Genomic DNA, 19720 nt, shown 5'->3' on the forward strand with positions numbered 1-19720 from the left:
TTCTGAGCAAGATTTATAGTGTTTCCAACCACAAGCTGGTCTAATGATGAAATAGGTGCTAAACTGGAGCAAGAGGTTCTTAGAACCTGTTGGATCTAAAATAGCAATTAGATAAGGTTTTGAATTGTTACCCCTTGGTATATAGTATCCCTTCTCGCTAAACTCTCTCTGTACCTTTATGATAAAGGTCATTGTCTTAACCTGGAATGCACCTTGCGTGTTTCGGTAAAGAATGGACCTGCAAAAGATTTAATTTATTTGGGTATGAATCCTTAAAGCAAATCTGGATACGTGAATAATAATAAATTATCACTCTGGAACTGGTCCATAAAACGCACGTTATCTACGGTGCAGGATCCTTTAATGAAAGAGCAAGTTCGGATTTTTTATTTCATGTTTGTCATGAATATACCGAAGTTGTTTCTTTTGGTATATGCTAATTATTGGATGCAAAATCCGCCCATTTTAGCCAGGCATGTGAGATCATTTCTGATATCTATAGGTATCCTGAAACTACTTCTATCCAGACCCAGATTTATTTATATCTTCATTCACATCCTACAGGTTATCCGCGTCGTATTCACTTGGAAAGCGTTATATGATCAGCAAATTACATGGGGGCTAAATGCCAATATACTGCTGTTTATGTACATCCTATCCGCTTTTTTTGGGCTTGGTAGAAATTGGGGCTTCATTTATTCGATCCTGAGTGTTTTGCCATTTATTATTGGTCTGGTTGGCCAAAGCGGTTTGGTTCCTCCCTTTAACGTTTTCATTCAAGAGCCTATTACGGCTGAATATCTGATTGTTGCTCTTATTAATTTTATTGTTTTACTCGTTTCCTGCTTTTATTTTCACCGGGCGTTATTTAGTGCTATTCAGGCTAAGAACGAGCTAAATGCACAGCTTCAAAATTCTCTTCGGGCTAAATCTAATTTCCTATCAACGATGTCGCATGAATTGCGAACTCCACTGAATGCCGTAATTGGAATGACGGAGCTAATGCTCCTGGAAAAGCCAAGAGAAGATCAAAAAGAAAACTTAAATGTGCTACGTTTTTCGGCCGATAACCTGCTCTCGTTAATCAACAATATTCTCGATTTTAACAAGATCGAAGCGAATAAAGTATCACTAGAGTCTATACCGTTTGCGTTGCCCAAACTGCTGGAAGATATTAGTGCTGGTTTCCGGATGGCAGCCCAGGAAAAAGGGCTTGAATTTACGCTGTCGGTTGATCCTGACTTGAACCAGCATGACGTTGTTGGGGATCCGACTCGGTTGACGCAGATTCTGTTTAATCTGGTTGGAAATGCCGTCAAATTTACTTCAGCAGGCCGGGTGGCGCTCTCTGCTGCGGTTATTGCCCGGCAAGCGGATTCCGTTGACATTCGATTTTCGGTGAAGGACACGGGCATTGGCATCAGTCCAGAACAACAACGCACTATTTTCGATCCCTTTTCCCAGGCTTCTACGGCTATTAACCGTCAATTTGGCGGAACTGGCTTGGGGCTGGCCATCGTTAAGCATCTGCTGGAGATCCATCAGTCTCGTATTCAGCTGGAAAGTGTGCCGGGGCAAGGTTCTGATTTTTATTTCAATATCCGTTACCAAACTGTTCCGGCGGAACAAACATCGTCTCTCTCAGCAGCCCGGGAGTTCCGAAAGTTGACGAACCTGCGCGTGCTGTTGGCCGAAGATAATGAGATGAATATTCTGTTGATGCAAAAGATTTTTGCTCAATGGGCAATTGACCTGACCGTCGTTCGGGATGGACGGGAAGCGCTTGCTATAATGGAAACAACTACCTTTGATGTCATTCTGATGGATATCCATATGCCGGAACTGAATGGATTTGAAACCGCCCGCCAGATCCGTCAATTAACGGATCGGCGAAAAGCCACGATTCCTATCATTGCTCTGACGGCTGCTGTTTCCACCGATATAATAGTCCAGGTGCAAGAAAGCGGGATGAACGATTATATAGAAAAGCCTTTTAGAATTAACGATTTATATCATAAGTTAGCGGACCTTTTATCCGTTGAGCAATGATCCTTTCGGAATGCGCTACCTGGCTAGTCCCGGCCAGTATTGTTGTCGTGCTGGGGCTGTTGTATTTGCTGTATCGGAGTCGGCTTCAGCGAGACAGACTGAACGACCAGCGGAAGGAGCTGGAAACTCAGCTTGCCCAGTTGCAAAAGGATAAGCAGCAGCAGGACGAGCTTCTTTCCGTCATTAGTCACGATTTGCGCAGCCCCGTTGCCAGTTTAAAAAATGAGGTTGTGCTGCTCAACGCAAAAAACGGACAACGTGACCTGCTGGCACCGATTGAGCGTGAACTGAGCGTGCTGCGCCTGACGCTGGACAATATTATTTACAAGTCGCTCTTCCATCGGAATAAATTGCCGTATTCTTCGTATTCAGTCCAGTTGGGAGAGGTTGTTGATGAGGTAGTTGAAGAATTTACGGTTTTGATCAATCAGAAAAAGCTCCAAATTAAATCCAATCGGCAACCGGCCGCCAGATCAATTGACGAAAACATTATGACCCTGATTGTTCGAAACGTGTTTTATCACATGATTAAAATGACGCCGGAACAGGGAACGATCTTTGTCAATATCCAGCAGCAGGCGTCCCGCACCGACCTTATTTTCACGGGGAGCGGGCAGGTCTCCGGTGGTGAGGTGAGCTTGCCGGCAAAACCGATTCCGAATCCTGGCTTGCTCTTTTCGGAAGAACTCATGAAATTCAGCAACGGGAAGCTACAGATCAAAGATCAATACTCAAAATTCCCAACGCTGACGCTCAGCTGGGGATAATCACCGCGTTTTGAAACCTTATTCCCGGACAGCATCGGCTTCGCTGGTAGTTGGCTGGATCACGCTGTCGAACCCAAGGGTCAACGAACTTCGGCTCCGAAGGGAAATAATGCCGAGGCCACGTGTGACTGGTTCATCAGGCGACCGAGTTCGCGCGCTTTATCCGGATTTTTGCTGGCCAGATTTGTCGTCTCCGCCGGATCTTTTGTCAAGTCGTATAGCTCAACCGGTCCGTCGGGTTGGGAGGCCGCGTTCAGCCGAACGGCTTTCCAGTTTCCCTGCCGAACGGCTTGTTTGCCGCCCTGCTCGTGGAATTCCCAGTAAAGGTACTTGTGTTTTTGCTGCGTTCCTTTTCCGGTAAGTAACGGAGCAAACGAAAGACCGTCGATGGAGCCGGGGGCTTTGGTGCCGGCCAGTTCGGCAAACGTGGGCAGCAAATCCCAGAAAGCGCCGATGTGGTTATTTTGCGTATTGGCCTTGATGGTTCCCGGCCAGCGGGCAATCATTGGTTCCCGGATGCCACCTTCGTAGAGGTCGCGTTTGACCCCGCGAAAACCGCCCCCGCTGTTAAAGAATTTCGGATCGGCACCCCCTTCCTGATGCGGGCCGTTATCGCTTGAAAAGATGACCAGCGTATTCTGGTCCAGTCCCTTTTCTTTCAAAGCCGCCAGAATCTGGCCAACGTACAAATCGAGCCGGGTAACCATTGCCGCAAATGCTGCGTGCGGATATTCCTGCGAAGCGTAGCCGCCCTCTTTGGCATCCGGACCATAATCCGCCCCCTTAAACGGTTTTTCGGCAAACTTGCCTTTATAATACGCAAAAATGCTGTCGTTGGGCACCAGCAGTTCGGCATGGGGCAGGATGTAGGGCAAAAACAGAAAGAACGGTTTTTGTGAGTCGCTCGAGCGAACAAAATCAAGCGCCTGACGCTGAATCAGGTCGGGGGCATATTGCTTTTGCTGCGTCAGATTCTCGTTCTCTTTCAGGACAATCTTTTCACCGTTGTTCCAGAGGTGATTGGGGTAATAGCGGTGGGCCAGGCTCTGGCAATTATAGCCGTAAAACCGGTCAAAGCCCTGTTGGTTGGGGTCGCCTTCAGAGCCCACCGGTCCCAGTCCCCACTTCCCGAAAGCCGCCGTTGTGTAGCCTGCTTTTTGCAACACTTCCGCCATCGTGACAACCGAATCAGCAATCGGTTGCTGGCCTTCGGGCTGGACGCCCTTGTTGCCCCGGATGTAGGTGTGGCCGGTGTGTTGCCCCGTCATGAGCGACGAACGGGAGGGGGCGCACACCGACGTGCCAGCGTAAAATTGCGTAAACCGCACACCTTCGGCCGCCATGCGGTCCAGATTCGGGGTTTTGATCAGCTTCTGGCCGTTTACGCCCAGATCGCCGTAGCCCAAGTCATCGGCTAGGATAAAGATAATATTGGGGCGTTGCGCCGACGGTTTAGGACGGTTTTGCGCGTTCCCAATCCCGTGAAGGCCGGTGATCAGAAGCAGAAGAATTAGAATGTTGGGCATGATTCGTTTGGTTGATAATTACTTGAAGATGTGTGTATTCCCTTTATCCCAGATGGGGGTCAACTGCTTCACGACTTCCGGATGGGCGTCGGCGATGTTCTGATTTTCGTGCGGATCGGATTGGTGATCGTACAGCTCCACCGTGGGTTGCTGGTCCCGGAAATAGCGAGTCAAACGGTAGCGGTCAGTGCGCACCGTGATGCCGCGCCGGTAATAGCCGTAGGCTACGTTGTTCCACGGTTTTTTCCCGTTGTTCAACAGGCCCGCAAAGCTCTTGCCGTCGGTTTGGGCCGGGGTTTTCACTCCGCACAACTCCATCAGGGTTGGGTAAATATCAATCGAGCTGACGATTTCTTTTCGAACCGCGCCCGTTTTTGAACCGGGTTTTTTGACAATCAGAACACTACGAAGCGATTGGTCAAAGATGGTGTGTTTGCCCCAAACCCGGTAGTCGCCCAAATGCCAGCCGTGATCGCTCCAGACCACCACAATCGTATTTTTGTCCAAGCCCTGCCGTTTCAGTTCGTTCAGCACTTTTCCAATCTGGACGTCGGTGTAGCTGACGGACGCGTAATACGCGTGGCGGAGCTTGCGGGCGTAGGCATCCGACACCGGTTTGTCGAGCGCAGCCTGTTCGTCACCCAAGGTGTACTGGTTGAACTCCTCGCTGGGGTGGAGGCTGGCCGGGTTCACGTTTTTGGGAACCGTTGGCGAAGGCGTCAGCGGAATGGTGGCTTCGTCGTACAAATCCCAGTATTTTTTGGGCGCATTGAACGGCAGGTGCGGTTTGAAAAAACCGACACCCAGAAAGAATGGCTTTTTTTTCTGGGCCAGTTCTTTCAACTTGGCAACGGCCAGTTTTGCCGTCAGGCCGTCGGGATAGCCTTCGTCATCAACCTCATCACCCTCGTAGGGTTTGACCTGGCCTTTCCGACTTTGGCGGTTAGAACCATCGCTGTACGCAAAAAAGGCGTTCCAGCCGGTGCCCCATTTTCCCGGATCAAACAGCATCTCGTCCCAGCTGTGGGGTAGCTCCAACTGATCGCTCTTGGCTTCCCGATATGCGTAGATATAGCCATCGGGCGAGTGGCTTATCTTGCCCATTCCTACTGTGTAATAACCGTTCCGGCGCAGGTTATCGATGAACGTTTCGGGAGCTTCGGTCCGGGGTTTGCCCGCAAGTTGCTTTTCAATGGCTTCGTTCTTGATCTCGATGGGGTTGCGGGGAAGTCTGCCGGTGAGCAGACTGTACCGGGACGCCCCGCAGGTTGGCTGCGTAACGTATTGCCGCGTAAACAGCGTGCCTTGCCGGGCCAGTTCGTCCAGATTGGGCGAGTGAATCACCGGGTTGCCGTAGCAGCGCAAATCCGGGCGCAGATCATCCACACAGATAAAAAGAACGTTGGGGCGATCCGGGGCGGTGGGGAGCGCGCGGGTCAGTCCCAGAAACAGGGCGCCCAGCCCGGCCACTGCCAGTAGCACAAAGAATTGGATAGATCGTCGGCTCATGATTTGTAAAGACTGATGGGGTATCAGTTTTAACCTTAATAGCCCGGATTTTGTAAAAAGTCGCCCGGATTGGTCACACGGTCAATCTGGGTTTGCGGAATGGGGCGAACCAGGTGCGTTTCTTTCAGGTTGACGGCGGCATCCAGGTTGTACTTTTTCACCCGTGTCAGCAACTGACCCGTGCGTTTCAGATCGTACCAGCGATCCATTTCACCCACGAGTTCGCGACCCCGCTCGTCCAGAATGAAATCCAGGTTGACATCGGCGGCTGAGATTTCCATTTGCTTTTCTTTTCCGGCGATGGCGGCCCGGTTTCGGATCACGTTGATAGAAGCGGCCGCTTCGGCGGGTTTGTTCTGACGCCAGGCCGCTTCAGCCGCAATCAGGTATAATTCGGCTAGCCGGATCACGAAAAAATCCCGGCGTCCGTCGGTGGCGTTGACACTGGTCCGCAGCGGATCAAGGTACTTTTTCAGGACCGGAAAATACCGCCGGGACAGGCCGCCAATTTCCATGTTGTTGATGGAACCGACCCAACGATCTTTGAAGTCAATGAGCCAGTACGGGGCAGCACTTTTAGCGGCATCCGTCACCGGATGCGTCACGATTTTGATGGATGTATCGCCGACTGCCACGTTTTTCCCGTTGATGACGCCAGTTCGGTTGGCCAGCCATACGGTTTTGAATGAACCGTCCCAGCGGGCGTCTTTGCTCGGGTCGAAGAGTTTGATGAGGTAGTTGGTGGGCATAAACCGCTGGTAGGGCCGTCCGTTGGCCACGTCGCGCACCATCGTCGGGTTGAAGGTGTAGTCCCAGATAAAAAACAGGTGGCTTTCGTTACCGGCTCCGTTCAGCAACGGGTCGGCGGTGAACTGCACTGACCAGATCACTTCCGGATTAACGTCATTGTTGACATCCCATAGCCGGGCATACGGTTTAACCAGCTGAAAATTGTAATTTTTAATGACCTGATTTGCCAGCCGTTCGGCTTCGGCCCAGTTGCCGCGCGTAAGCTGAACGCGGGCCAGCAATGCTTCGGAGGCCGGTTTGGTAACCCGCCCGTATTGGGCTGCCTGATCGGGCAGATGCTCAATGGCGAATTGCAAATCGGGAACGATGCCCTGCTCATAAATGGTGGCTACCGGCGTGCGTTTGGCCGTTGTCTGAACGCCAATGGTTTCTTCCTGCGAAAAATGAACATCACCGAACTGCTGCACCAGGTGAAAGTAATACAAGGCGCGTAGAAATCGGGCTTCCCCAATAATTCGGTTTTTCTCGGCATCGGTTATTCCGGTTACGTTTGGCGCGCGCCCGATTACGGCGTTGGCCTGGTTGATGCCCGTATAAAAATTGTTCCAGATGGTGGTGACAAACGCATTGGTACCCAGAAAATTGGGTGAGTAGTCGTTGATATCCGGAGAATTGGTAACTCCTCCAAAACCGTTCGTGAAGAGGTCCGTTCCGGTGATGGTCAGAAAGAAGGCTTCCTGCTGACCATAAAACGTTCGTAGGGTGGTGTACGTTGCTTTCAGCCCATCTTCGATCCCTTTCGGAGTGGCGTAATAACTCTCCGCCGTGGCTAGGCCGACCGGGTGTTCTTCCAGAATATCGTGGCAGGCCGATAATGTCAGGAAAACCGTTGCGATGAGAATAGATTGTATTTTTTTCATGACTGGAAGTAGCATTAAAACTTGAGGTTGAGACCGAACACGTAGGTCGCCGACGACATGGGAACCGTCGAGCCAACGATGCCGGTGGCCGATTCCGGATCGACCAGTTTGTAAGGCGAGAAGATAAAGGCGTTGTCGGCGGTGGCGTAGATGCGCAAACTGGAAACGCCCACTTTCGACAGCAGATTGGCCGGTAGGGTGTAGCCCAACGTGATGTTCCGGATTTTAACGAAAGAACCGTCGAAATACCGGACCGCATCAGCGTACAGCGGGGCCGAGGCTGCGTAGGGAAGCGGCATCTTGTTCGTCGGATTCTCGGGGGTCCAGTAGTCGAAGTTCAGGCTGTTGTAGCGCCCCTGCCACTGGTTGCCGCCCAGGTTGTGAAAATCGCTCCGAATGGTCTGGCCCTGGCGGGCGTATACCAGAAACGAGAAGTCGATGCCTTTGAAATTAAACCGATTGGTAAGTCCTCCGCTCCACTTCGGTACCTGCGAACCCAGAATGGTTCGGTCGTCGGCATTGATTTTTCCATCAGGAGCGTTAGTCAGGTTGCCTTCGGCATCGCGACCATTTACGTCGGCAATTTTGATGTCACCCGGACGTTGACCAACGGCGGCTGCCTCCGCGGCTTCGCCCGTTTGCCAGATTCCGACCTGTCTGTAGCTGTAAAAAACGCTGATCGGCTGGCCGATGAACCACTGGTTGCCCACATCATCGTCCCGGCCATTGAACAGCTCCACAATTTCTTCCTTGTTGGAAAACACATTCAGGTTCGCCGTCCACCGGAAGCCGGAAGGATGGTTCAAAACCGTGCCGTTCAGGGATAGTTCGATGCCCCGGTTGCGGGTGGCTCCGATGTTTTGCAGAATGGATGCGTAGCCCGATGTGATGGGAATCAGACGACTCAGCAGCAGGTCACTGGTTCGGGTGTCGTACAGTTCCAGCGAACCGGAGATGCGGTCGTTCAGGAAACCGAAATCAACGCCCAGGTTCAGCGTGCGGGAGATTTCCCACTTCAAATCCGGGTTCGGAATCACGTTTAGGCCATACCCAAAGCCCGGTTCGGTGCCGAACACGTACGTTGAGCGCGACAAACCGCCCAGAGTCTGGTAGGGCGAAATGGACGTGTTGCCGACTTCACCGTAACCGGCCCGCAATTTCAGGAAGGAAATGGCCTTGCCCCGGTGGAAGAACGATTCGTCGGAAAGTACCCAACCGGCGGAAACGGACGGGAAAAAGGCCCATTTATTACCCGCCGACAACCGGGATGAGCCGTCGGCACGCCCCGTCAGCGTCAGCAGATACCGGTCCTTGTAACCGTAATTGATCCGACCCATGTACGACAGCAACCCCCACTGAGTCAACGAACTGGCTTTGCTGGTTACTTCCACCGCGCTGCTCAGGTCGTAGAACGAAGAACTTTCCACGGGAATGTCGCGGACACCCATGGCGGAGGATTCGAAGCGGTTTTTCTGGGTACTGAACAGGCCGACCACGTTCAGGGAATGCTGGCCGACTGTGCGGTCAAAACTCAGGATGTTTTCGAGCGTGTAGGCAAAATTCTGCTGGTTGTTCACGGTGGCGGTATTGATGCTACCGGCCAGCGTTCCGTTGTAGGTTCCCTGGCGGGAGGTGCTGAAGTCCGGGCCGTAATTCAGCCGGTACGTCAGTCCTTCGGCCAGCTTGTATTCTCCGAAAAGCGTTGCAAAAACCCGGTATCGGCGGGTTTCGTCCGTATACTGACCGGGTTGGAGTTCCAGCAGCGGGTTGGTGGCATTGCCTTCCCGCGGATTCGGATACGCCACAAACCGGCCTGTGCTATCGTAGGGCATCACCAGCGGTGAAAAAGACAGCGCATTGCCGTACGGCGCGTTGGCCATCGCATTCGTCAGATCATTTGATACGGTGGCACTGACGCCCACTTTGAGTCGTTCCGTCAGCCGGGTATCGAGGTTGGCCCGAAACGAGTAGCGGGTGTAATCGGTGTTCCGCAGAATACCCTGCTCGTTGAAGTACGAACCCGACAGGTAGTAGGTCGTATTTTTTGAACCTCCACTGGCCGAAATCTGGTGGTTTTGCTGCGTACCGTTGCGCAAGATTTGGTCAAGCCAGTTATTTGAAATTCCTTTTTGGAGGTTTGCAACCTCTACATTACTCAGGAACGTCGCATCCTTACTGTTATCGTCTGGCGCAAGGCCACGGGCCACCCGGGCGTAACGGGCAAACTGATTACCATCCATTAGTGTCAGCTCCGTCTGGGCTTGCTTGACGCCATAATACCCGTCATAACTAATCACGGCTTTCCCTTCTTTTCCCTTTTTGGTTGTAATCAGAATCACACCGTTGGCACCCCGCGAACCGTAAATAGCGACCGAACTGGCATCTTTCAGCACCTCCATCGACTCAATGTCATTCGGGTTAAAATCGTTGATGCTGACTTCCGTCGGAATACCGTCGATGACATACAGCGGGTTGTTGCTGGCGTTGATGGAACGGTTTCCGCGAATGCGGATTGTCAGCGCCGACCCCGGTGCGCCCCCGGCGCGGACAATATCCACCCCGGCCAAACGACCCTGCGCATTGGAGAGGAAGTTCGGGGCTGGCGTTTCGGCGATGTCTTTGCTGGTGATGGACGAAATGGCCCCGGTCAGATCCCGTTTTTTCTGGGTACCGTATCCCACTACCACCACTTCGTTCAGGGTGTTGGTTTTCAGCTCGACGGCGAGCGGGTCTGGGGAGGTTACTGTTTGCTCCAGCGATTGATAGCCGACAAAACTAATCTGGAGCGTTGCGGGCAGGGAGGGAACCGTCAGGCTGAAAGCGCCATCAACGTCCGTTGCAGTGTAATTGGAGGTGTTTTTCTGAACGATAGTCACCCCGGGCAGTGCTTGCCCCGATTCATCTTTCACGATTCCTTTCAGAATCTGCTGGGCGTAACTTCCGCTGGTTAGCAGCAGCAATACGCACAGAAATGTAATTCTTTGCATGTATATAGATTTTACATATTATCTATAGATTTACAAGGTTTATATTCGGCAGTTTTCTCCGGGTATAAAAAGCAATCCGTTCATTCACTGCTTATGGAATCAACGAATTACCCCAAAACGTTTAATCATAATTGTGGAACGCGTTGAATATTTAGCAATACCACCGGAGCATTAACGCACTTGAATAATAAAAATGTATTTGATCTATAGTGTTTATGGGTTAATTGGGCCGCCATTTTCAACAATGACGGGGCAAAAGAATATGATGATCGGGCGAATGTCAACCGCTTTCCTAAAAAGAGGTGGATTAATTATGCATTCACTTTATAAAATACAAATCAAGATATAGAATTGGGGAAACGAATCCGGGCTTACAGAACCTGTACGCGCAAAAGTTCTACATTATTTGTAGAATATTTCGTTGCCCTTAAAAAACAAACGACTCCGATTCATAGGGTGAGTTGGCAGTTCTCGTTAGCCACCACCTTTGGCGTTTTTCTGATCGTTGTTATTAATTTTTCGACCACTTCCGGCCTTGGTCATGTTGCCGAATTCCCAGTTCAGTGAAAGCCGGACCGAGCGCATCAGGTATCGGTTGTTGAGGGTCGTTTCGAAGCCGGGGCCCCGGATCAATTCTGTTTGTCCAATATATCCGCCGAACGGACTGACAGTGGTGAGCGTAATGGCCAGTTTTCGGGCTGGTAGCTCTTTTTTGGCCGAAAAACTGTAGTAAAACCAATAGCCTTTGTTTCCCTGCAGCGTTACGCTCCGGGCATCGTAGTCGGTGTAGGCCTGCACGCTGAAGTTATTCGGAAGTTTCCAACTGCTGTTTACGTTGATCCCCCAAGCGATTCCGGCATTGCTGATGTTCAGTGCTCCACTGCGGAAACGGGCATGGCGAATGTTGGCGTTGCTGTTGACCTTCCAGCCCGGCATAATCTGAAGCGCCGTGGAGAGGTTGAGGCCGAATTGCTGGTTAGAAGCCAGATTCTGTTTGGTAATTGTGGCAATTCCCAGGGAGTCGATCCGCACCACGCTTTCGATGGAGTGATTGGTTTCCCGCCCGAACAGAGATGCATTGAGAAAGAAATCCGAATCCGTTTGCAACGCATACGTCAACTCCACCTGATTGACCTCCTCCGGGCGGAGAGCCGGGTTGCCAATTTCAATGTTTTTGGGGTCCTGGGCGTTCCGGTTGGGGTTAAGATCCCAGATCGAAGGGCGCGAAATGCGCTTGGTGTAACTCAGGGTTGCATTGGTGTTGGCACTCAGTTTTTTAAAGAGCGTGGCACTGGGTACGACGTTCCAGAAATCATTGCGGAATTCGTTCTGAAGCTCTTGCTGGCGACCTCTCATAAAAGTCCCTTCCAGCCGCGCTCCGGCGTGTAGTGCCCAGCCATTTTGCCACTTGAACTTGACCTGGCTGTAGCCCGCAACCACGTTTTGGGTATAGGTAAAAACATCGCTGCGCGACGCGACCGGTACGATCTGCGACGGATTGGACTCGTTGCTGGCCAGCACCTCGTAGGTGCTGTTGTTGTCGCGCAGAATGAGTTTGGCGCCATTTTCCCAGGTATGCTGCCCCTTTTTCGCAAACGGCAAAATGTAGTCGGTCTGAAACGTCCATTCCTGGTTGGTGCTGCGGTTATCGTTTCGTTCGCGGTACAGCAGCGTGTGGTCAGCGTCTTTCTGAAGCGCGTCGTAGTCGAAGTTGTCGGCCGAATTGTTGTGCTGGGCCATCACGTACAATTCCTCGCCCGGTTTCTGAAATTTGTGGGTGTAGCCCAGGTTGAGGTCAATACCACGGCTGGGTGCGCGGGTCGTCACGCTTTGACGAAAATCTTCCAGCAAGGTTTCGTCGGCGGCAAAGCGCTGATTGCGCTGCTCGCTGTTGTTGGGCCATTGCCCCAGCCAGCCGTTGACCGAAAAGTTGAACACATGGTTGGCATTGGGCGTATACTCCATTTGCAAATCCCCAGAACCGTGGGGCTTGCTGTTGTCGCGCACCACATGCTGGCGGATGCGACCGGTTTTTTCGAGACCCTCAAACGTCAGCCGATTTAGCGAAACTTCCTCGCGGCTGTAAATCCGGTGGATGTGAAGCGTGGAACTGATGTTCCATTTGTCGCGGCTGACCGAAAGGCGCGGATTGACGACCTGTTCCAGATTTCCGACGACGGTTTCCACCGTTCCGCTGACGTTCTGGTTCCCTTTTTTGGTAATGATATTGATGACGCCCGCTGCGCCTTCGGCATCGTACCGGGCCGACGGACTGGTAATTACTTCAACGGTTTTGATCGAATTGGCGGGCATCATGTTCAGTGCATCGGCCGCGCTGCGCGCCATTTGGCCGGAATACTTGCCGTTGATGAGAATGCGCAAATTGCGGTTGCCGCGCATGGTTACATTCCCGGCGGCATCCACGTTCAGGATGGGAGCTTTGCGGAGCACATCGGCGGCCGTTCCGCCCTGGTTGCTGATGTCCTTTTCGGCGTTGTAAATCAGCATACCCGGCTGCTGCTCCACCAATTGCCGCGATCCCGTTACGGTGACCACATTCAACTGCCTTACTTCGGGAGTCAGGAAAACCGTTCCAAGTTCGGCGAGGGGCGATTGCGGAGAAACAGAAAACGGAATCTCTTTCTGCGCATACCCCATGAAGGACAGGTTCAGGAAGTAGGAGCCAACCGCCATGTCGGCGGATTTGAAGCTGCTGTTTTCGTCGGAGTACGTGAGGGCCACCACTTTCTTGTCGGCGTCCAGAATGCCAATCGTGGCAAACTCGATTGGTTTGCGGCTTACCGAATCGGCAATGATGCCTTTGACTTGATACGGTGAGGTTTTTTGCGCACGGGTGTGGGTGAAAAGAAGGAAATAGCATGCGGTTACAAAAAGCAGGAATCGGTTATTCATGGCGGATAGGTGTCTTGCGCGATGGAACTTTGGGCTGTTTTCGCGGGCTTTTCGCTTTTTTCCGGCGCCCCCACCAGACGTAAAAACCGGTGACGGGCAAACTGGCGCAGATCAGACTGGCAACAAAGTAACTGATTTTAGTAGGCAGATTACCAATGGCACCCACGTGTAAGGCATAATTGGTCCGACGGAGCCAGTCAGCCAATCCGAGGTTGTCGATCTGCACGCTTGACGAAGGCAATTCCTGCAACGTATATTGATCCAGATAAATATCGCGCCAGGCGCCTTTGTCCATGTCGGTGCAGACGTAAATGGCGTCGGCGGGTTTCTGGGGAATTGAAACGATGATGGCATCTTTGTTGTAAACGCCCAGTTCTTCCATGCCTTTTTTAAAAGCCCGGTCCACATTGACCAGGCTGTTTTGACGTGGAGCCTGCGTGGTGTCCGATACCCCCCGTTGGTAAGGAGCCGGCGATTCACCGCCCGACGTGAGCCAGTACACGCCTTTGTTGAACCAGGCGAACCCCATGATCAGGCCGGTAAGGGTAATGATCAGCGCGACAATCAGTGCGTAAAAGCCCAGTACATTGTGCAGGTCGTAATTCAGTCGCTTAAACCGGGCTTTCCACTTGATTTTGAAGCTCTTGTCACGGCTAGTTTTATTCCATCTGGCGGGCCACCACAGGATCAGGCCGGTGATGAGCAGAACGAAAAAAATCAGGGTTGCCCAGGCCACAATCTGGTGACCCACTTCACCTTCAATCCATAAGCCGATATGACCGTCCAGAATAAAATGGAAAAAATCCTCATGATCAACGATACCGGTCACTTCCGCCGTGTACGGGTTGACATACACCAGCGAATCGGAATCCAGGCTGACTTTTGCCGTCCGTTCGTGGCCATAATACCAGATACTCAACATCTGTTTGTCGGGCAGTACGGTTTTCATTTTCTGATGAATCGCCGAAGGCGGCAGGTAGGCCGCCCCGGCGGGCCGTTCGGCGTGCAGCCAGGGTTGGGTCAGCGACTTCAGCTCCTGCTCAAAAACAAGAACGCACCCGGTCAGCGACACAATGAAAACGACAATGCCCGATGCAAGGCCCAGCCAGAGATGGAGCCAGGCATTGATTTTTTTCAGGATCAGAATCATGGCAAATGGGGAGGCCGCCCACTGCGCGAAACAGTGGGCGGTTTTTAGGATTTATTTCGTTTTTTCGAGCCGAAGAATAAAGTCAATTCCACCCATGAACTGAGCACCGGGCGTTAGTTTATCGGCCGCAACATCGTACTCCCAGATGTAGTCTTTATCGGCGGCATTGACAGCAATGTAGGCCTTGCCATCTTCCACGATCACGGCCTGTACCATGCGCTCTCCTTGGTCGGCGGGTAAATCCAGCTTTTTGATAAAGGCCCCGGTTTTGACATCGATCACCGAGAAAGAATGTTCGGCATCAATGGACTCCCCAGCAACGCGGGTCCGGACAATAGCCCTGCCGTTACCGATGTACCACATGGCAGCCCCCATGCCGTTATTAACTTTAGATGAAAAGTTGAAATAGTACGACTGATCCAGCGTCGTCGCGCCGTTTTTGATCCGGTAAACCGCTGAGGGTGATTTGTAATCGTAATTGTAAACCGGGTCGGTGATGAAGTAGATATCACCGTTTTCATCCTGAAACGAAGTCGGCGCATATACAATCGGACCGCCCGGCGTGGTCGACCGAATATCCGAAATCGTGCTTTCGACGGTCATCGCCGGATAAGTGATCACGGCAACGTTCAACTGCTGGTATACCGGCATTTTGGGATAATTCGAGAAATCGGACGAACCGAAGCTGTATCCCAAAAACAGCTTGCCCGCGCGGTATTCGGCAAAGCCCATCGCGTAGGTATCAAAACCGCTCGGGAACGCCTGCAAATCCAGCTTGCCGGTGGTAATACTCATGTCGGCTACTTTGACGATGGCGTAGCGCCCTTCGGTTTTGCCCGCGTTTTCGCCCGTGCCGAAAATCACCAGCGTCTGGTTGTCGGCCCAGACATAGGAGCTCCAATTGAGGTGCGTGAACGGCACTTCCTTGTCGACAATCAGGGCGCCGTTTTCAACGTGGTATTTACCAAACCGCCCGCTGCCGAAGTTGGCGTGGTAGTAAAAACCGTCTTTTTGAATGACATCCTGCGCATACACTTTGCCGGTCATTTCGGCTCCGTTGCCCTGTAAACTGATCGTTCCGGAGGTCAGCGAAGGGACGTCGGCAATGTAGTAGGCGATATTCGGCCAGCCACCAACCGCTACAATGGCGGAATATTGGCCCGCTTCCGGTTCGGGCGGGGTTTCGTTGCTGTCGTTGTTGCATCCGTTCAGGATCAGCGCCACCAGCGTGACAAGCATTACTTGAAGAGGGGTCTTTAGAAATCGGATCATGGGATTGATTGTTAAACGGATAGATTGTATTTAATGAAGGAAGTAGCGGAGCTTTACCGAAAAGGCGCGTCCCGGTTTTTGCAGCCGGAAATTGTCGAAGGCCAGCGCATCGGTCAGGTTGCGGCACTCGCCGGAAATGTTATAGCGGCCGTTCTGGAACGAGTAGCTCAGGGTTGCGTTATGAATCACCTGATCGGGAATGGTTGATTTCCCGCGCGCGTTGCCGAATGCTTCCCAGGTCAGGTAAAACCAGTGCACGTACTGGGTATACCAGTTGAATTGCAGGCGCGTATCCTTTCCGAAGACGTTGTTTTTGCCGAAACTCAGGTTGGCGTTACCAAAGAGCCACGGCTGGTTCGGAATTTTGTTTTTGTACGTGGCTTCGTACGTCGTCGATGAGGTGTTGCCGAATTTGGTCATGTTCACCGCGTTCTGGTACGTCGCGTTGACATTGAAGGAGAGTAGATCGGCGTAGTCGTAACGCAGTTCAGCTTCGAAGCCGGTCACCCGGACGCTCGATTTGTTTTCATTTTTCAGCGCTTTTGATCGTTGGTCGGGTACGGGATAGATGAAATCTTGCGCGTCGCGGTAAAAACCGGAAGCTTCGGCAAAAAACCGATGATTGCGGATCCGCAGGCCGTAATAACCGCCCAGATTAGCGTTGTAACTGCTTTCCGGCTTGAGGTCGGGGTTCGGCTGCACGTTCAGGCCGTCGCCAAAAACCTCTTCCACTTCCTGCAACCGGTAAGCCCGCTCGAGGGACAGCTTCAGGCCCAGATCCGGTAATACTTTGAAACGGGAGGCAACGCCGTAGCCGTATTTGTCGAAGTGCGTGTTCAGGGTCTGGTAACTGAGGTCGATCCATTTTTTTCGCTCCAGCCCTAGCCCGTAGTATTTTAAAAAGAAGGTATTGGTCCAGCGCTTGTCCAGAAATTCCTGCTGATAGGCGAAGCCGAGAATCTGCTTGTTCATGGTGCCGGGCCTGTCGTCGCTGGAGGTCTGCAACGCATTAAAACTTTCGTTACGGAGGTGGTCGAGCGTGTAGTTAAGGTTGAAGGAATGCTGCTCGTTTAGGATGTAACTCAGGTTGGCACGCACGAAGCTCCGGGGCCGGATGATGTGCGAAACCGCCCGAATTGACCCCATTTCACTGGCGGCTTTGACCGTCCAGAAACCGTCCCAGTAGTACTGCCGAAACAGCGTGTCGGCGGTAATGTAGGTGTCTTTGGAGCGTGAAGCAAAAAGGCTGAGATCGAGTCCTTTCACCAGCAGATTATTTTTTCTGTAGCGGAGCGTAGCCGTAGAGGCTTTACTTTTTCGGGTAACGTTGCCGTATACAATCGTTTGTTCAAAACCGGTTTGCAAGTCCTGCTGCCCTTCCGAATAGCCGAAACCTGCGTAGAACGCGTCGGCCCAGGCTCGGCCCGAAATCCCGGCTTCTACCTGCCCCATTGCCGACCGGAACTGGTCGTGAAACCGGCGCACATCGGCGACCACAAAGGAAGCGCCGTTCAGGTCCGTAATTTCCTGTCCGTTACGCTGCCCGCCCTGAAGAATTTCTACGCCCTTCATTTTGTAGTTGTTATCCGAGTAGTTGTAAAAACCGCTGGCTTTGATGGTGATACCGGTGGGTTTATGAACATACTGGCCCGTCAGCGCTGCCCGGTGTGTGTTGAATGAGCCGTAGCTGTGGCTGGCGTCCAGGTAGTTACGCTGGTGCTGGCTAGTGATCACGTTGACGGCCCCGCCCATTGCGTCGGAACCCAGTTGCACGGGAACCACGCCTTTGTAGACTTCGATGCGTTCGGCGAGGTTGACGGGAATCGTGTTGAGGGAAACGGCGCTGCCCAGGATTTCCAGCGGCACGCCATCGATGAAGTACTTGACGGCTTTGCCCGACAAACCGTTGATCGAAAAGTTGAAACTGGACCCTAAACCGCCCTGTTCCCGGATGCGTACCCCCGTGCTGCGGTTAAGTACCTGGTTGAGGTCGGCGGTGGTGTTGGCAAATTGCCGGGTTTCGATGGCGTTGACCGTAAACGCCTGTTCCTTCACCTGCTGCGTTTCGGTTTTGCCGAATACGTTGACCTCTTTTAAGTCCTGCTGGTTTTCTTTCAGCCGAATGGTCAGGCTGAGTGCCTGCTGAGGTTTGACGGTGACGTCCTGCGTTGCGGTGAGGTAACCAATGGCGGAAACCTGGAGGGTATAACGACCGGGGTTGGGCACCGGAAACGAGTAAAAACCGTCGGCATCGCAGGCCGTACCGTGGGGTGTATTTTTCAGGACTACCGTTGCGCCGGGAACCGCGCTGCCCGACTCGGATTGTACATACCCCGAGATGACACCGGTTTTTTGGGCAAAAACCGGTATCGAAAAAAGCCAGAAAGCGGTTAGGATAAGGTAGCGTAGTGTTTTGCCAGCTTGCATGGGTTGATCGAAAAATGGACTATCAACCAGTCAGTAGCGCCACGGCTTACTTCCCGAAGGTAGAGCGGCAAAAAAAGTGTGAATCCTTGGCGGGACCGGTGAAGACGGGTTCGTGAGAGCGCTCGTCTGGCAGGAAATGCGTCAGCAAATACGACGTTCCGGTCGATTCCGGCTATTTGAAAACGAAGTACAAACGGGGAGAGAGGAACAACGCCCGCATTGGTCAGGAGTTGAGTCGATCCAAGCGAATGACGTAATCGACCTGCTTGTCAAACTGAAGTCCCTTGCGGAGCGAACCCGTTGCGGGGTCATAAATCCAGACGTAACTGTCCTCAGTGTTGGGGTTGAGGGTGATATAAACCCTTCCGTTTTCCATCAGTACGCAGTTACGGGCAGTGCCTTTGTCAAGTGGCAGGTTAAGACGGGTTGTGGTTTGTCGGGCCAGGTCCAGCACGTAAAAATCAAAATGCGGAACCAGGTAGTGGTCCTGCATCCCCCTAAAAAGCGCCTTCCGTTCAGTACGGACAATGGCCTTGCCGTGGCCGATGGACCAAAAACCGTAGCCGTGGTTGTGAATTGGGGAAGCCGACAGGTTAAAAAAATAGTCCGGGTCGAGTGCGCCGTCCGATTTTCGGATGCGAAAAATGCCGGTGGGTTTGGAGGGATGGTCGCCCAGTGCGATGCCCGGGCACGCGATGAAGTAAAAGTCGCCGTTTTCGTCGGTGAAAAAATGCGATTGACGGGTGTTAATGCCCCCGGGGTAGGTCGAGCGGCTGTCTTTGAACGTGCGGACGGTTTTCAGGCCGGGGTACGTCAACTGCGTGACGTAAAGGGTGTCGCTGGTGGTGTAGCTATTCAGACCGGTTTTGTGATACGTGTAGCCCAGGTAGAGATCGCCGTTCAAGAACGTGGAAAAACCGATGGACATGGAATTAAAACCATCCGTGGGCTTGGGCAGGTTGACGGTTCCTTCCTGTGCTTTCAGATGATCGAGCGTAATCTTGGCGTAGCGAACTTCTGATTGCCGAAAGTCGTGACCCAGAATCAGCAGTGTATCGCCGAGCCAGTTGTAGTTGTCGACGCTCCATTGGCCTGTAAGCTGAATGCTTCCGGTTTGTTTAAATTCTTTATTTTCAACGGTATTACGGAGGAATTTGCTGTCTTTCCAGGACAGCCGATAATACTGGTTCTGGTGCACAATCAGCTCGTAAAACAGGCGGGAAGGCGTTACTCGGGTGCCCTGGGCGAGCGGATCCATAAAACCCGAATCGAGGGTATCGGTTTGAACGAGGTATTCGGCCCCGTCCTTCATCATCACGTAAAGACTGTATTTTTTCTTGTGATCCGGCGTGCTGTCTTTTTTTTCGGGCGTACAGCCAATCAGTTGAACAAGCCCCCAAAAGATAAAAAACGCAACGAAGCCGTTCCAGAAATTCCCCTTCATACGTTC

The 19720-nt window shown here is 52.3% G+C and carries 11 protein-coding genes; 2 read left to right on the forward strand and 9 right to left on the reverse strand.

Annotation, left to right across the window (positions count from 1 at the left end; genetic code table 11):
- Positions 1–291: 291 nt before the first annotated feature.
- A complete protein-coding gene (locus ACYVH9_RS04515) occupies positions 292–2049 on the forward strand; it encodes an ATP-binding protein (RefSeq protein WP_460635103.1) in 1758 nt (585 codons plus the stop codon).
- Positions 2046–2816 (forward strand): histidine kinase, encoded by a 771-nt coding sequence (locus tag ACYVH9_RS04520; RefSeq protein ID WP_460635104.1) that lies wholly within the window; start codon positions 2046–2048, stop codon positions 2814–2816. The genes ACYVH9_RS04515 and ACYVH9_RS04520 overlap by 4 nt, the downstream gene beginning before the upstream one ends.
- Before the next feature lie 80 nt (positions 2817–2896).
- Here ACYVH9_RS04520 and ACYVH9_RS04525 read toward each other — a convergent pair whose 3' ends face one another.
- The 9 genes from ACYVH9_RS04525 to ACYVH9_RS04565 form a co-directional block, all read right to left on the reverse strand.
- Positions 2897–4342: an arylsulfatase gene (locus ACYVH9_RS04525; protein ID WP_460635105.1), complete on the reverse strand. Its 1446-nt coding sequence runs from the start codon at positions 4340–4342 to the stop codon at positions 2897–2899.
- Positions 4343–4360: 18 nt separating this feature from the next.
- Positions 4361–5851, reverse strand: a complete 1491-nt coding sequence (locus ACYVH9_RS04530; protein WP_460635106.1) for a sulfatase — start codon at positions 5849–5851, stop codon at positions 4361–4363.
- Positions 5852–5886: 35 nt separating this feature from the next.
- Positions 5887–7521 (reverse strand): RagB/SusD family nutrient uptake outer membrane protein, encoded by a 1635-nt coding sequence (locus ACYVH9_RS04535; protein ID WP_460635107.1) that lies wholly within the window; start codon positions 7519–7521, stop codon positions 5887–5889.
- 14 nt (positions 7522–7535) lie between these two features.
- Positions 7536–10508: a SusC/RagA family TonB-linked outer membrane protein gene (locus ACYVH9_RS04540; protein WP_460635108.1), complete on the reverse strand. Its 2973-nt coding sequence runs from the start codon at positions 10506–10508 to the stop codon at positions 7536–7538.
- Between the two features lie 474 nt (positions 10509–10982).
- Positions 10983–13421 (reverse strand): TonB-dependent receptor, encoded by a 2439-nt coding sequence (locus tag ACYVH9_RS04545; RefSeq protein ID WP_460635109.1) that lies wholly within the window; start codon positions 13419–13421, stop codon positions 10983–10985.
- Positions 13414–14571, reverse strand: coding sequence for a PepSY-associated TM helix domain-containing protein (locus ACYVH9_RS04550; protein WP_460635110.1), 1158 nt, complete (start codon positions 14569–14571; stop codon positions 13414–13416). The genes ACYVH9_RS04545 and ACYVH9_RS04550 overlap by 8 nt, the downstream gene beginning before the upstream one ends.
- 51 nt (positions 14572–14622) lie before the next feature.
- Positions 14623–15843, reverse strand: coding sequence for a DUF4374 domain-containing protein (locus ACYVH9_RS04555; RefSeq protein ID WP_460635111.1), 1221 nt, complete (start codon positions 15841–15843; stop codon positions 14623–14625).
- Positions 15844–15873: 30 nt separating this feature from the next.
- Complete coding sequence (locus ACYVH9_RS04560; RefSeq protein ID WP_460635112.1) at positions 15874–18270, reverse strand: TonB-dependent receptor; 2397 nt, start codon at positions 18268–18270, stop codon at positions 15874–15876.
- Between the two features lie 223 nt (positions 18271–18493).
- Positions 18494–19714 carry a hypothetical protein gene (locus tag ACYVH9_RS04565; protein WP_460635113.1) on the reverse strand — a complete coding sequence of 407 codons (1221 nt, stop codon included), beginning with the start codon at positions 19712–19714 and terminating at the stop codon, positions 18494–18496.
- Between the last annotated feature and the right edge of the window lie 6 nt (positions 19715–19720).

This window comes from Larkinella harenae, from assembly GCF_054780515.1.

Coding starts and splice junctions, on each gene's coding strand:
- ACYVH9_RS04520 (WP_460635104.1), top strand. CDS start 2,046: ATGATCCTTTCGGAATGCGCTACCTGGCTAGTCCCGGCCAGTATTGTT.
- ACYVH9_RS04525 (WP_460635105.1), bottom strand. CDS start 4,342: ATGCCCAACATTCTAATTCTTCTGCTTCTGATCACCGGCCTTCACGGG.
- ACYVH9_RS04530 (WP_460635106.1), bottom strand. CDS start 5,851: ATGAGCCGACGATCTATCCAATTCTTTGTGCTACTGGCAGTGGCCGGG.
- ACYVH9_RS04535 (WP_460635107.1), bottom strand. CDS start 7,521: ATGAAAAAAATACAATCTATTCTCATCGCAACGGTTTTCCTGACATTA.
- ACYVH9_RS04540 (WP_460635108.1), bottom strand. CDS start 10,508: ATGCAAAGAATTACATTTCTGTGCGTATTGCTGCTGCTAACCAGCGGA.
- ACYVH9_RS04545 (WP_460635109.1), bottom strand. CDS start 13,421: ATGAATAACCGATTCCTGCTTTTTGTAACCGCATGCTATTTCCTTCTT.
- ACYVH9_RS04550 (WP_460635110.1), bottom strand. CDS start 14,571: ATGATTCTGATCCTGAAAAAAATCAATGCCTGGCTCCATCTCTGGCTG.
- ACYVH9_RS04555 (WP_460635111.1), bottom strand. CDS start 15,843: ATGATCCGATTTCTAAAGACCCCTCTTCAAGTAATGCTTGTCACGCTG.
- ACYVH9_RS04560 (WP_460635112.1), bottom strand. CDS start 18,270: ATGCAAGCTGGCAAAACACTACGCTACCTTATCCTAACCGCTTTCTGG.
- ACYVH9_RS04565 (WP_460635113.1), bottom strand. CDS start 19,714: ATGAAGGGGAATTTCTGGAACGGCTTCGTTGCGTTTTTTATCTTTTGG.